The 13,371-nt window shown below is 40.5% G+C and carries 15 protein-coding genes, 3 tRNA genes and 1 pseudogene; 6 read left to right on the forward strand and 13 right to left on the reverse strand.

Annotated features, from left to right (window positions below; all coding sequences use genetic code 11):
- Positions 1-130: 130 nt before the first annotated feature.
- Both BM329_RS08615 and trxA read left to right on the forward strand, forming a co-directional pair.
- Positions 131-586 (forward strand): YaiI/YqxD family protein, encoded by a 456-nt coding sequence (locus BM329_RS08615; RefSeq protein WP_092551736.1) that lies wholly within the window; start codon positions 131-133, stop codon positions 584-586.
- A gap of 394 nt (positions 587-980) precedes the next feature.
- The gene (gene trxA / locus BM329_RS08620) at positions 981-1,310 is read left to right on the forward strand and encodes a thioredoxin (protein WP_092551739.1); all 330 of its coding nucleotides are present in this window, start codon (positions 981-983) and stop codon (positions 1,308-1,310) included.
- A 146-nt stretch (positions 1,311-1,456) separates the two neighbouring features.
- Here the strand turns inward: trxA and BM329_RS15025 are convergent, their stop codons facing one another.
- Positions 1,457-1,837, reverse strand: a complete 381-nt coding sequence (locus BM329_RS15025; RefSeq protein WP_092551742.1) for a methyltransferase — start codon at positions 1,835-1,837, stop codon at positions 1,457-1,459.
- On the opposite strand from BM329_RS15025, the pseudogene BM329_RS08630 reads away from it, so the two are divergent.
- Both BM329_RS08630 and BM329_RS08635 read left to right on the forward strand, forming a co-directional pair.
- Positions 1,797-2,225 (forward strand): annotated as a pseudogene (locus tag BM329_RS08630) (IS30 family transposase); the annotation flags it as partial. The gene BM329_RS15025 and the pseudogene BM329_RS08630 sit on opposite strands and share 41 nt — an antisense overlap.
- Positions 2,226-2,277: 52 nt before the next feature.
- Positions 2,278-3,054, forward strand: coding sequence for a hypothetical protein (locus BM329_RS08635; protein WP_143101229.1), 777 nt, complete (start codon positions 2,278-2,280; stop codon positions 3,052-3,054).
- A gap of 434 nt (positions 3,055-3,488) precedes the next feature.
- Here BM329_RS08635 and BM329_RS08640 read toward each other — a convergent pair whose 3' ends face one another.
- The 6 genes from BM329_RS08640 to ffh all read right to left on the reverse strand — a co-directional run bounded on the left by BM329_RS08640 (position 3,489) and on the right by ffh (position 7,280).
- On the reverse strand, positions 3,489-3,695 hold the full coding sequence (locus tag BM329_RS08640) for a hypothetical protein (RefSeq protein ID WP_092551748.1): 207 nt from the start codon (positions 3,693-3,695) through the stop codon (positions 3,489-3,491).
- 62 nt (positions 3,696-3,757) lie between these two features.
- Positions 3,758-4,111: a 50S ribosomal protein L19 gene (gene rplS, locus BM329_RS08645; RefSeq protein WP_038262425.1), complete on the reverse strand. Its 354-nt coding sequence runs from the start codon at positions 4,109-4,111 to the stop codon at positions 3,758-3,760.
- Positions 4,112-4,187: 76 nt separating this feature from the next.
- Complete coding sequence (gene trmD / locus BM329_RS08650) at positions 4,188-4,928, reverse strand: tRNA (guanosine(37)-N1)-methyltransferase TrmD (protein ID WP_092551751.1); 741 nt, start codon at positions 4,926-4,928, stop codon at positions 4,188-4,190.
- Between the two features lie 37 nt (positions 4,929-4,965).
- Positions 4,966-5,514 (reverse strand): ribosome maturation factor RimM, encoded by a 549-nt coding sequence (gene rimM, locus BM329_RS08655; RefSeq protein WP_092551755.1) that lies wholly within the window; start codon positions 5,512-5,514, stop codon positions 4,966-4,968.
- Positions 5,515-5,532: 18 nt separating this feature from the next.
- Positions 5,533-5,781: a 30S ribosomal protein S16 gene (gene rpsP / locus BM329_RS08660; protein WP_092551758.1), complete on the reverse strand. Its 249-nt coding sequence runs from the start codon at positions 5,779-5,781 to the stop codon at positions 5,533-5,535.
- Positions 5,782-5,918: 137 nt separating this feature from the next.
- Positions 5,919-7,280, reverse strand: coding sequence for a signal recognition particle protein (ffh, locus tag BM329_RS08665; RefSeq protein ID WP_092551761.1), 1,362 nt, complete (start codon positions 7,278-7,280; stop codon positions 5,919-5,921).
- Between the two features lie 237 nt (positions 7,281-7,517).
- On the opposite strand from ffh, the gene BM329_RS08670 reads away from it, so the two are divergent.
- Both BM329_RS08670 and BM329_RS08675 read left to right on the forward strand, forming a co-directional pair.
- Positions 7,518-8,309 (forward strand): cytochrome C assembly family protein, encoded by a 792-nt coding sequence (locus tag BM329_RS08670; protein WP_092551764.1) that lies wholly within the window; start codon positions 7,518-7,520, stop codon positions 8,307-8,309.
- A 55-nt stretch (positions 8,310-8,364) separates the two neighbouring features.
- A complete protein-coding gene (locus BM329_RS08675) occupies positions 8,365-9,639 on the forward strand; it encodes an HlyC/CorC family transporter (RefSeq protein WP_092551767.1) in 1,275 nt (424 codons plus the stop codon).
- A gap of 88 nt (positions 9,640-9,727) precedes the next feature.
- Here BM329_RS08675 and luxS read toward each other — a convergent pair whose 3' ends face one another.
- The 6 genes from luxS to csrA form a co-directional block, all read right to left on the reverse strand.
- Entirely contained in the window at positions 9,728-10,243 is a 516-nt protein-coding gene (gene luxS / locus BM329_RS08680) for an S-ribosylhomocysteine lyase (RefSeq protein WP_092551770.1), read from the reverse strand.
- Between the two features lie 162 nt (positions 10,244-10,405).
- The gene (gene gshA / locus BM329_RS08685; RefSeq protein WP_092551773.1) at positions 10,406-11,965 is read right to left on the reverse strand and encodes a glutamate--cysteine ligase; all 1,560 of its coding nucleotides are present in this window, start codon (positions 11,963-11,965) and stop codon (positions 10,406-10,408) included.
- Between the two features lie 197 nt (positions 11,966-12,162).
- A tRNA-Arg gene (locus BM329_RS08690) sits at positions 12,163-12,239 on the reverse strand.
- A gap of 99 nt (positions 12,240-12,338) precedes the next feature.
- Positions 12,339-12,415, reverse strand: a tRNA-Arg gene (locus BM329_RS08695).
- A 15-nt stretch (positions 12,416-12,430) separates the two neighbouring features.
- A tRNA-Ser gene (locus BM329_RS08700) sits at positions 12,431-12,523 on the reverse strand.
- Positions 12,524-13,102: 579 nt separating this feature from the next.
- Positions 13,103-13,288 (reverse strand): carbon storage regulator CsrA, encoded by a 186-nt coding sequence (csrA, locus tag BM329_RS08705; protein WP_010845367.1) that lies wholly within the window; start codon positions 13,286-13,288, stop codon positions 13,103-13,105.
- Positions 13,289-13,371: the final 83 nt, after the last annotated feature.

Below are 13,371 nucleotides of genomic sequence, written 5' to 3' on the forward strand. Positions count from 1 at the left end.
CGTCTCTGCTTATGGAAGCTGCGTCAGTCTCGATACTATCGAGCAACGGCTAACGAAATAAGAAGCATCGCCCGATAGGGCGGTGAGAAGTCACATATTACTAATGATTTGAAATTAAGAGGAATCTGTTATGTCTATATGGGTAGATGCTGATGCATGTCCTAAGGTTATAAAAGAAGTATTATATCGTGCAGCGGAACGTGAAAAAGTACGAGTTACATTCGTGGCAAATCAACGACTAAGTATACCTGCGTCCGCTTTTTTACGTACGTTACAAGTCCCAGCTGGGTTTGATATCGCTGACAATGAAATTGTTCGTCACTCAGAAATCGGTGATTTAGTGATTACAGCAGATATCCCTCTTGCTGCTGAAGTGATCGAAAAAGGTGCAATAGCACTCAATCCGCGCGGAGAACGCTATAGTGAAGCGACAATACGTGGACGTCTGACTATGCGTGATTTTATGGATACGATGCGAGCGAGTGGAATTCAAACTGGAGGACCTGCTGCTTTAAACCAACGTGATCGCCAGCGGTTCGCAAATGAACTAGATAAATGGTTATTGCAACAAAAGGGAATTATCTAAAAAATAAATAACATACCAGAATGGTAGATTTTACCCAGTTTTTACGTGATCAAAAGCCATTTTTTTTGATGATTCCTTCAATAAATCAACTAACAATATATTTGACGGAACAGGGGGGCTGACATTTTGTTTCAACTCTGTCAAAAGCGGGCAGTGCAGACCCAGTGCTTTTCTTTAGTTTTTAAAATATCGTTTCTCAATAATAACTAAAAAATTTTCACGGAAAGAGTAAAAAATTCGAACGATCAATAGTTGATATTATCCTGATATTCAATAGAATAATTGAATAAAGTTTGTTTGAGATAACATCAGTCTGACGGATAAACTCTGTTACTGATTTATCATACTGAACCAAAAGGATTTTTAGTCATAAATGACATTATGTGGAGAAATGATGAGTAATCTAATTGAACTGTTTGAAAACAATTTTGATGATGTAGTGACCTCAAACACAAAAATTTCTGTTGTCCGGTTTTGGGCACCTTGGTGTGGTCCATGTCGTATGGTTGCTCCAATATTCGAGAAACTATCCGAAGATATGGGCAAAAGTGCAACATTCGGAGAAGTGGATATTGATGAAGCACCTTCCATTGCTGCACGTTATGGTATTCGTAGTATCCCAACTACTGTTGTATTCAAAGATGGTAAGCCCGTTGATGCATTGGTTGGTGTGGCTTCACTTTCTCAGTTTAAAGAGATGCTTTCAAAAGTGTTGGATTCTTAAATTTGTTAAAGTTGTATAAAGTGAAAGTGGTTGTATTGAATTAGTAAGTACAACCACTGCTTTTGTGCACAAAACGTTCGACGGGGCGATAGCATGAGTCTTACTGAAAATGAATCGATTAATAACATTTATGCTGTTTATCAAATTTATTGTATTATTTCATGAAAGTTCCACCATACCTCAAACTTTTTCTCTCTTTTTTCTTTGTGTATAACGGAATACTTTTGAAGTGTTTTGTAGAATGCCTCCATTGGGCCAAATTCTGCAAATATCATAAACATTACCCCTTCATCTGTTAGATAATTACGATATTGGCTAAAAAGGATTTCTCCATAACTTGATATGGTATGTCCTGAAAGGCTTTTTTCTGGCCAAGATTCAGGAGAAATTGGTCCATTAGCGAATATGTAATCATATTTACCTTCGACAGACTCAAAGAAATTACTATTTATAAAATGAATGTCAGTAATTTTATTCAGATAAGCATTATTTTTAGTTGAACGAAAATCGTTATTTACGATTATCATTAAACTGGAAGATAAAACAGCAGAAGGTGTCGCCAAAGCGGCAACAAGACATTTATCGATGATAAAACATAAAGTTAAAACAATCACCGTTGATAACGGCCTAGAATTTGCCGAACACGAACGGATCAGTAAAAATTTAGAGACAAAAATTTATTTTGCTCACCCCTATTCCCCTTGGGAAAGAGGGATAAATGAGAACACGAATGGATTAATCCGAGATTACTTCCCAAAAGGAACTGATTTTAATAAGGTATCAGAGCGGGAGATTAACCTTGTGGCAAACCGATTAAATAATCGCCCTCGTAAAACACGAGATTACAAAACACCGAATGAGTTATTTAAAGGAATACCCACTCATTTACTTCGTCCATTACGGTGTTGCGCTTAATATGTGAATCCAAGAAAGTTTTTGCTATTTAAGCGTAAATGGTATGCCGGCTATGGATAATCGCGGTGCGGGTACCCATGGCGTCCAATCCAGTGGTCTAAATGCAACTGCTTTTCTGGAAAATGGTACTAATACCATAGAATTACTTTTTAGCGACAGAACATCTGAAAACTCAAGTAAATTTGATCCCAACGCCCGGTGTGAAACCACATTAAAAAAAGTATCCGCTTTCGGTGACGAGGAAATAATCAGTCATATCAAATTGACTGTCGATAAGGAGGGCAATACCCTGACATCAGAGTCTCTCAATCAAATAGGAAGAACAGGGTCAGAGTTTGCATTCACGGGGATGGCAACCACTCCTGGTGATGAAGGCTTTTACAAGGCAAGAAAATCATTTAACCTGAATGGATTACCTGACTGGATGTGGACGAAAGCACGTCCGGTAACAGAAAATGACCTCCCTGAAATTAAAAATTTCTACCAAGAAATTATTAATATTCTTGTACATAAGGATCTCGATAAATTATGGAAAATAAGTAAACCTGCATGGGAAGAATGGGCAATGGCTGATAATAGTAGCGCCAAAATATTTTTTGATTCAATGGATTTTGAAGAGTTAACTGATAGCAAAATATATACCCCCAGAATGTCCCCTAAATGGCAAGATTACAGATTAGTGAAGTATAAAGAGGGACGGCTATTTCGCCTAGAAAAAGGGAATTTCGGTCGTTCTCCAATAATAATGGATGAGAATGGGACTGAGTATATTTCTACATATGACCCATATTTATCCATTATTGATGGGAAGGTTGTTATTGCCAGATAATAAGTAAATTACTTGTATTCATATAGCCGAGTGATTTTTTCTTAGATGAGAAAACGATTAACACATATAGCTATACTTGAGTTTTGATTTGGTTTTTATTTATAGCGGTCCATATTAAAAAATGTGTCGCTATAAATTTTATTAATAATAATCTATTTGCATTTCGATAAAGTAAAAACTCTTCTTGTCGAATTTCAAAGAATTCGCTAATCTGAACTGACTATATCACCATCATAGATGGGAATATAGTCATGAAAAACGGCTATAAAAACTCCTGTAGCCTGCAAGGGAGAGCATTGTAATGCGGTACATCTGCGCACTTTTGGAAGCAGATATTGTCAGACATAAACCCCTTGTCTAACGATGAAGGTTTTTTAAACTAAGAAATACCAAAAAAGGGCGTTTTTATACTGTCACCTAAGCGCATTGAACATTTAATCATGCTCTTCACGCCAGACCACAAAATTATTCTCACACACCACATTCATACTGCTACGATTTCTGTTTGAAATATTCAGCAGATAACTTTTCTGCATCCAAATAATTAACTCATGACTGCTATTTGACACTTCACCTTGCGGCGTTTGCTGTGCCTGCTGGCATTTCAACGCTCGTACCACTTTTGCTGACAGAGAGGGCATGTAAAAAAGGCCAGCAGATGTGCTGGCCTTTAACGATAACTTTCGGATGTAGCGAAAGCGTATTATTTCGCGTTCAGACGCTCTTTGATGCGAGCTGCCTTACCAGAACGCTCACGCAGGTAGTACAGTTTAGCTCTACGAACAGCACCACGACGTTTAACGTTGATGCTGTCTACGACTGGGGAGTGAGTCTGGAATACACGCTCAACACCTTCGCCGTTAGAGATTTTACGAACAGTGAATGCAGAGTGCAGACCGCGGTTACGAATCGCAATAACCACGCCCTCGAATGTCTGCAGACGCTTTTTAGAACCTTCAACGACCCATACCTTAACTTCCACGGTGTCACCCGGACGGAATGATGGTACGTCTTGCTTCATCTGCTCTTGTTCAATTTGTTTAATAATGTTGCTCATAATAACTCTCTTACCCTAGGTAAACTGATATATCAAAGACATTCCTTTACAGGACATATCTGGATTAATTTGTTGCTTACTCTTGATATTCCTGTTGGAATTCAAATAGCAACATCCTTTGCTCGTCAGTCAGAGCTAGGCTTTCTAGAAGTTCGGGCCTTCGTAACCAAGTTCGGCCAAGTGATTGTTTCATCCGCCAGCGATTTATTTCGGCGTGGTTTCCCGATAACAAAACAGGGGGAACTTCTTTTCCATCCAATACTTCAGGACGAGTATAGTGCGGACAATCCAATAATCCATCAGAAAATGAGTCTTCTTCTGCCGACGCCTGATGCCCCAATACTCCTGGAATAAACCGAGAAATCGAGTCAATCATTGTCATTGCAGGAAGTTCTCCCCCGCTAAGAACGTAATCACCAATAGACCATTCTTCGTCAATTTCGGTTTGGATTACCCGCTCATCAATACCTTCATAACGACCGCAAACCAGAATTAATTTCTCATTTGTTGCCAGTTCACAAACTCCTTGCTGATCGAGTTTGCGTCCCTGAGGTGAAAGATAAATCACCTTTGCGCCGGTACCTGCCGAAACTTTGGCTGCATGAATGGCTTCCCTTAACGGTTGCAGCATCATCAGCATGCCTGGACCACCGCCGTAAGGACGATCATCAACAGTACGATGTCGGTCGTAGGTAAAATCCCTTGGACTCCAGCACTCGATACTCAACAGGCCATTCTTGACTGCCCGACCAGTTACCCCGTAATCGGTTATTGCGCGGAACATTTCAGGAAACAGGCTAATAACCCCAATCCACATGCTGCGTCCCACTCATTTAAACCGTTTTTACCGGAGATTAGAAACCAGGATCCCAATCTACCTCAATAGATTTGGTAGCGAGATCGACTTTCTTGATAACCTGCCCATCAAGAAACGGAACTAACCGCTCCTTGATACCGAATGCATCTTTCAGATTTGCTTTTATTACCATCACATCGTTAGAACCTGTTTCCATCATGTCACTGATGGTTCCAAGGTCATAACCCGCAGTATTTATCACTTGGCAACCAATAAGGTCTTTCCAGTAATAATCATCTGCTTCCAGCTCTGGCAATTGGCTAGAATTCACAATAATTTCACAATTGGTGAATAAATTTGCCGCATCCCGATCGTCAATATCTTTGATTTTGACGATAATATCTTGGTTGTGATATTTCCACGCCTCCAGCTCAACGTACTGCCACTGGCCAGAACGTTGAATAAACCACGGCTGATATTCAAAAATGTCTTCGGTGTGTTCGGTGGAAGAAAAAACTCTGAGCCAACCACGAATGCCATACGCCGATCCTAATTTCCCCAATACAATTGGCTCAACAGGGTGCTTTAGGCCAGATTGTTTGCTCATTGCTACCACCGTGACAGATTAAGCTGCTTTCTTAGCGTCTTTGATCAGTGCAGCAACACGATCAGACATAGATGCACCCAGACCAACCCAATGTTCGATACGGTCTAGATCTAAACGCAGGGCTTCTGCATTTCCTGAAGCGATTGGGTTGAAAAAACCAACACGCTCAATAAAACGACCGTCACGCGCACTGCGGCTATCGGTCACGACTACTTGATAAAACGGACGCTTTTTTGCGCCACCACGAGCTAAACGAATTGTTACCATAACATCCTCATTAGTTAGCAAAACAACCAGACTTCATCGGGGAATGGAGTCCGGCTGTCCATTTAAAAGCCCGAAAATTTTACTCACTTTGGCACAAAAAGCAATCCAAAGAACATTTTCTTTCGCAACTTTATCGATTATCGACCCATAAATCCGGGTGGCAGCATGCCTTTCATGCCCCGCATCATTTTCGCCAAGCCACCTTTATTCATTTTTTTCATCATGCGCTGCATTTCATCAAACTGCTTCAATAAACGGTTAACATCCTGCACTTGCGTACCAGATCCCGTAGCAATACGACGCTTACGGGAACCTTTGATAATTTCTGGCTTCTCGCGCTCTTTGCGAGTCATGGAATTAATAATTGCTTCCATTTTAACCAGAACTTTATCATCCATTTGAGATTTGACGGCATCAGGAACCTGTGACATTCCAGGCATTTTGCTCAACATGCTGGTCATTCCACCCATGTTACGCATTTGTTTGAGCTGTTCCAGGAAATCACTTAAATCAAAACCATCGCCTTTTTTCAGTTTTGATGCCAATTTTTCTGCTTGAGTACGGTCAACCTTACTTTCAATTTCCTCAATTAGTGAAAGCATGTCTCCCATGCCGAGAATACGGGATGCGATGCGATCAGGATAAAAAGGTTCCAACGCATCTGTTTTTTCACCAACCCCGAGGAATTTAATCGGCTTGCCAGTAATATGGCGAATGGAAAGCGCAGCACCGCCACGCGCATCACCATCAACTTTAGTTAGGACAACCCCGGTTAATGGCAATGCTTCATTAAATGCTTTTGCCGTATTTGCAGCATCTTGACCTGTCATTGCATCAACAACAAACAGGGTTTCAACAGGATTGATAGCTGCATGAACCGCTTTAATTTCATCCATCATAGCTTCATCGACATGCAGACGACCTGCGGTATCGACCAACAACACATCATAGAATTTCAGTTTGGCATGCTGAATTGCCTTGTTGACAATATCAACTGGCTTCTCTTGCAGCTCTGAAGGAAAGAAATCAATTCCAACCGTTTCAGACAGTGTTTCAAGTTGTTTGATCGCCGCAGGACGGTAAACGTCAGCAGAGACGACCAATACTTTTTTCTTATTTTTTTCTTTTAGAAGCTTACCCAATTTGGCAACACTGGTTGTTTTACCGGCACCTTGTAAACCGGCCATCAGAACAACAGCAGGGGGCTGTGCAGAAAGGTTTAATTCACTGTTAACTTCCCCCATTGCCGTCACCAGTTCATTCTGAACTATTTTGACGAATTCCTGTCCAGGTGTCAGACTTTTGTTAACCTCATGCCCCACTGCACTCTCTTTGATTCGTGAAATGAAATCACGCACGACAGGCAATGCAACATCCGCTTCGAGCAAAGCCATACGAACTTCGCGCAGCGTATCTTTAATATTATCTTCAGTCAGCCTTCCTCGACCGCTGATATTGCGCAGTGTGCGCGATAGTCTGTCAGTTAAATTATCAAACATTGTCTCAGCTCAGATATCTACAAGTGGGTCTACCTGTAAGGCAAATTTTACGAATTATAACACGATGATCACGTGATCACTGCAAAGAGATTCCCAAGTATCATTAACAACGGTTGGAGGCTACCCCAGCTAGCGGTATACTTAAATTTTAAGTTCAATCCACACCCAATAGATTTCAAAAAGCTACGGTTTGAAAGATGGAGGGTAAACATTATTATTGCGAAAACGATAAACGTTATGCTGGTATTTTCAATTATTGCTTTACTTACCTATCTCATTAGCCTGATGCTCATCGTGCCAGGTTTATTGCGCCAACAAAACAGTTATCAAAAACTGGCTCTTTTTTTCGCAATACTAGCATTATTTAATCATTCGATTGCATTGAAATATCAAGTGTTTTATGTCAGCAGTGGTCAGAATCTTACCCTATTGAATTTAGGTTCAATTGTTAGTTTGCTGATGTCCATTATTATGACAATCGTAGCATTCTGCGGTCGAGCATGGTTTTTATTGCCAATAGTTTACAGTTTTTCCATGATAAATTTGATACTGACCAGTCTGATGCCGGGAGAATTTATTACGCACCTTGAAGGCAGTATTGAACTATTTATTCACATTGGGCTGGCATTGCTTGGATACGCCACCTTGCTCATTGCAGCCCTTTATGCGTTACAACTTGGCTGGTTAGATTATCGGCTTAAAAAGAAAAAGCTCACCTTTACTTCTGGCATGCCTCCGCTAATGGTCATTGAACGCAAAATGTTCCACATTACCCAAGTTGGTGTAATTTTACTAACATTGACGCTATGCACCGGCATCATGTATATGGATGATATTTTTAATAAAGAAAACATCCATAAGTCCATTTTGTCTATCATTGCATGGTTCGTCTACGTTATTTTACTTTGGGGACACTATCATGAAGGATGGCGTGGTAAGCTCGTTATTTGGTTTAATCTGATTGGTGCGTTTATTTTAACACTCGCGTTTTTTGGTAGCCGACTATTGCAGGAAATTGTGGTTTATTAAGCCGTTAAAAGCTCTCTGTATCCAGTTCGTATAAATATTAGGAAGGAATTCTGTTTTGGAGCACGTCTCAACAGGCACACTAATTATCATTCTTGTTGTCATGGTTATCGTTTCGGCTTACTTCTCTGCTTCAGAAACTAGCATGATGACCATCAATCGCTATCGCTTACGTCATTTAGCTAAACAAGGAAGCACTCCTGCACGAAGAGTAGAATCTTTGCTCCGTCATCCAGATCGGCTTATCAGTCTTATCCTTATTGGCAATAATCTCATCAATATTTTGGCCTCTTCTCTCGCTACTATTGTCGGTATGCGCCTTTATGGGGATGCAGGTGTTGCTATTGCAACAGGTATACTCACTTTCGTGATTCTCATTTTCTCTGAGGTGATGCCAAAAACTATTGCAGCACTTTATCCAGAAAGAGTGGCATTTCCCAGTAGTTTTCTGCTACGTCCACTAGAAAAAATCATGTTGCCTCTTGTATGGACATTTAACAGAATCAGTCTACTGCTGATGAGGTGCCTGGGCATCAAAACGTCAAATATTCGCAATGATGCTGTCAGTAAAGATGAATTACGCACAATAGTAAACGAATCAAATACCAATCTATCACGCCGTAATCAGGATATGTTGATCTCAATATTGGATCTTGAGAAAGTGACTATTGGCGACATTATGGTACCTCGTAATGAAATTGTCGGCATTGATATCAACTCTGATTGGAAATCCGTTATTCGGCAGTTAACGCATTCTCCACATGGACGAATTGTACTTTACCGTGACTCTCTGGACGATGCGATTGGTATGCTGCGAGTTCGAGAAGCCTATCGAATGATGACGGAGAAAAAAGAGTTCACGAAAAAAAATTTGATCAAAGCAGCAGATAAAATCTACTTTATTCCTGTCAGCACCCTGTTAAATATTCAACTAGTTAACTTCCAGCGCAACAAGCAAAAAGTTGGCTTGATTGTCGACGAATATGGCGATATTCAAGGGCTAGTGACTGTCGAAGATATTCTGGAAGAAATTGTCGGTGACTTTACTACATCCACGTCTCCCACTCTGGCAGAAGAAGCGCTTCCTCAAAGTGACGGAACCGTTCTGGTTGATGGCACAGCCAATATCCGCGAATTAAATAAAGCATTTGGCTGGTCGCTTCCTGAGGATGGTCCAAGAACAATGAATGGAATGATTCTGGAAGAATTAGGTGAGATTCCTGAATTGCACGTTCAGGTGCAGATTAATGAATATAACTTTGAGATTCTTGCGGTACATGACAATGTTATCAAGCAGGTTCGTGTCACACCGATAAATAAAAACACAAAATAAAGTGAATAACAGAGGGCCAGCAAAACCAGCCCTCTGGAAAATATAGGCTAGTGGACAATATAAGCTAGGTTTTCCCCTTACAAATAGCCTATACCTGTAACTCCACGAGCTTTTCTTCAGGTAATGCTAATTCATCGTTATGATTGACACGAACATCAGTATCAAGAATATTCTGAGCAATATCTTGAGCTTCTTTCAATGAGTGCATTTCATAAGTACCGCACTGATAAATGTTCAATTCAGGTATCTTGCTCTGATCTTGAACTTTCAGTACATCAGCCATTGCAGCTTTCCAAGCTTCAGCGACTCTCAGTTCATCTGGAGCACCTATCAAACTCATATAAAAACCAGTACGGCATCCCATTGGAGAAATATCGATAATATCAACACCATCACTATTCAAATGATTGCGCATAAAACCCGCAAACAAGTGCTCAAGTGTGTGAATACCTTTTTCTGGCATCACTGCTTCATTGGGAACACAAAAACGTAAATCAAATACCGTGATGATATCACCATTGGGTGTTTGCATTGTCTTGGCAACCCTAACAGCAGGTGCAGACATGCGAGTATGGTCAACTGTAAAACTATCCAATAAAGGCATTACTCTACCTCCTAAGGCATCAGATTTTTTACGAAAGTTTTTCCAGATAAATGAAACCTTTTCATTTGCGGCTGGTCATAATATATGAAGACGCGCAAATTGTTATCATTCCTATTCTCTAAGATACTTTATTCGGCCACCAGTGGTGGCCATTTTCTTTTTTTAATGCCCAGCATGAAGTTTTAGATAGTCTTCGAAACTCATACTGTCTTGCTGTTCAATACTGTGTTGAAGCGATACAGAAGCATCACGCTGAATGGAGAAACTTTCTTCATTCAAAATTGAATAAGGTTCTTCAATCAATACCTGATGGTACCCGTTTGCTAACTCCAATCCAAAACCTACGATTCCTTGAGCTTTCATTTTATCCAGTACACGGCCTGAAAATGTCAGTGATGGATCTTCGAGCATAGTCACCAGCTCTTTGCAGACTGATTGATACTGCGTTCCTGAGTATGTATCCAGGACTTCAGCAACTCTTTCTAATGCCCTGAATAACTTCTGTCCCACAACTTTAAGGGGCTGTTGTTCAATATCGTAACCAATGCCAATACTCAGCCCTGGTTTACGCCCTTCCAAAATAACCTTACTCCAGTTTTGACGGCAGCAATCAAGCTCCTTATTTTCCATTTCAGGGGCATCAGCTAAAGCACACCATATCAAGAACAAGTCAAGAAAACGAATCTGAGTTTCATTCACACCAATTGCACTGAAAGGATTGATATCCAGAGAACGAACTTCAATGTACTCTATACCACCTCTCAGCAAGGCATCTGAAGGCGACTCGCCCTCCTTAGTAACACGTTTGGGCCGTATAGGTGCGTACAATTCATTTTCAATCTGGAGGACATTAGTATTGAGCTGTAAATAGTTTCCCTTTTTTTTGATACCAATTGCCGCAAATTCTGCTGACGGTTTATGAATCGCTTTCTTCAGGCCTTCGACATATGTATGGAGATGATTAAAGGTAATATTCAGATCACTTTGTGATTTGTTAGTATACCCTAAGTCACTCATCCTTAATGAAGTCGCGTAAGGTAGATAACAAGTTCCTTGTTCCGTTTCTTCAAAGGATAATGCGGTGTTTCGTCCGCGCAGGAAAGAGGGGCAGATCGCTGGTGAAGCGCCAAATAAATAAGGGATCACCCATCCAAAGCGGTAATAATTTCGGATCAAACGAAGATAACCATCCGAAATCTGTTCTTTTCCAGTTTCTACATCTTTAACACCTAACCGAGCCTGCCAAAAACTTATTGGCAGAGAAAAGTTATAATGTACACCAGAAATCGTCTGCATTAATGCGCCGTAACGATTCTTTAATCCCTCACGATACAAGGTCTTAAAACGGCCTATATTAGACGTACCATATTGTGCTAGAGTGATATTCTCTTCTCTATCAATAAAACATGGCATACTCAGAGGCCACATTTTTTCATTATCCAGATTCCGCGCAGTATAACGATGCAAATCTTTAAGAAAATCAATGGTTCTATCTATATTATTATCAACAGGGGTAATAAACTCCAATAGAGATTCAGCAAAATCAGTTGTAATCCATTTATGCGTTAAAGAAGCGCCAAGTGATTCTGGATGCTTCGTGTTAGCTAAATGACCATCTGGAGTAACACGCAATGTTTCACGTTCAATACCGCGACAAATCCCGTCTAACACGGTAGGGTTTGCCTCTAACCATGACAATGCTTTTGATACATCCGGGATCAATTTGACCTCCCGTGGAGTTTTAAAAGATTATTACTAAGAGTTTACTTTATATTAAACAAATCAAATTGTCGCTGATTACATATAGGTAGCGCCGTACCACCGATTAAATTTCAAACAAGAGAAATAATGAGAAAATATTATAGTTGGAAAGAGAGTAAAAATAAAAACCCCTGCCTTAATAGGGCAGGGGTTTAAAATGGTGCATCCGGGAGGATTCGAACCTCCGACCGCTCGGTTCGTAGCCGAGTACTCTATCCAGCTGAGCTACGGATGCATTATCAGTTTTCTATCTCTGTTCAGACACTATTTTTCAGACAATATTGTTGTCTTTCCTCAAAATCTAAATATCTTGATAAAATCACGATATTGAATATGGTGCATCCGGGAGGATTCGAACCTCCGACCGCTCGGTTCGTAGCCGAGTACTCTATCCAGCTGAGCTACGGATGCATTGCTTATAAAGCATGGCGGTGAGGGAGGGATTCGAACCCTCGATGCAGCTCTTAACCACATACTCCCTTAGCAGGGGAGCGCCTTCAGCCTCTCGGCCACCTCACCATATCTTTAAAAACATTCGCTTTAAAGAATTACAACTCGGAAGTTTTAACTTCTTAGCTTTTGAAGTTTTATTTTTTAATGTTACTCAAAAATTCTTCTCTAAGCTCTTCGTCGCTGCGATGGCGCACATATTACTTTTCCTGCCTGATAAGTCAAACAATTTTTCGCAACTTTTTTCCATTTGAACACTTAGCACGCAAAATGCTTGGATTAACATCTAACGGTCTGTTTTATCAACAGTGAAATCATCTATACCCATTGGATTTCAAGATGCAGCGCGACGGCAAGGAACGAATCCCCGGGAGCATAGATAACTATGTGACCGGGGTGAGTGAGCGCAGCCAACAAAGCTGCATCTTGAAAGACGACAGGTATAAACGCCGTTAAAATTTATGAAGATAATTATTCATCGCTATAGCCTCATGAACAATGTCTTTTCGACAGATAGAAAATAAAAAGACGTGAGAGAATAGAATTAGACTAACAAGAAGGATGTAACAGCTAGGTTCATAAGAAAGGAAGGGAAATAAAAGTAGAGTAGCGCCCAAGTCTTAAAAAAGCATGGACGCCATTCTTGAATTAAAAAGTTGTAGGCTGAGATTTCTCTGCTTGGATCCGTTGATAAATTTCTTCACGGTGAACAGAAACTTCCTTGGGTGCATTTACACCAATGCGAACTTGGTTGCCTTTAACTCCCAGTACTGTGACTGTTACCTCATCGCCTATCATGAGTGTTTCACCAACTCGACGAGTCAGAATAAGCATTCTTTGCTCCTTGAAAATTTAAAAGAGTCGGGTCTCTAGGTTTCCCCGCTATTATCCATCAAACACCGTGAAAACGTAAAGCA

It is taken from the genome of Xenorhabdus koppenhoeferi, assembly GCF_900116635.1.
Taxonomy (GTDB): Bacteria; Pseudomonadota; Gammaproteobacteria; order Enterobacterales; family Enterobacteriaceae; genus Xenorhabdus; species Xenorhabdus koppenhoeferi.